General features: G+C 46.4%; 1 tRNA gene. It reads right to left on the bottom strand.

The annotated features are described in order from the left end of the window. Nucleotides 1-234: 234 nt before the first annotated feature. Nucleotides 235-310: transfer RNA gene (locus WDZ40_00640), tRNA-Thr, on the bottom strand. Nucleotides 311-330: the final 20 nt, after the last annotated feature.

The raw sequence follows: 330 nt of genomic DNA, 5'->3' as shown, positions 1-330 counted from the left end.
TCCCGAAGGGCGGGTGTATATTTTCCATATCCTTTGTTTTCATCGCTCATGCACACCTGTGCATTTCACTCTTCAGGCCTAGGCTATGGAAAATATTCACTCCGCTAAATGAATTTCAGTTGTTAATTAGGGGGCTTAGACCTACGCTTATCCCGATGTTCTAAAATTTTGCTGGAGCCAGGAGCGGGATTTGAACCCACGACCTACGCTTATCCCGATGTTCTAAAATTTTGCTGGAGCCAGGAGCGGGATTCGAACCCACGACCTACGCGTTACGAGTGCGTTGCTCTACCAACTGAGCTATCCTGGCAAAATTTTATAGAACATCGA

This window comes from Candidatus Spechtbacterales bacterium (assembly GCA_040879145.1).
In the GTDB taxonomy this organism is placed as follows: Bacteria; Patescibacteriota; Minisyncoccia; order Spechtbacterales; family 2-12-FULL-38-22; genus JAWVZY01.
The sequence above is the reverse complement of the archived record's forward strand: the minus strand, read 5'-3'. Positions and strand labels throughout refer to the sequence as shown.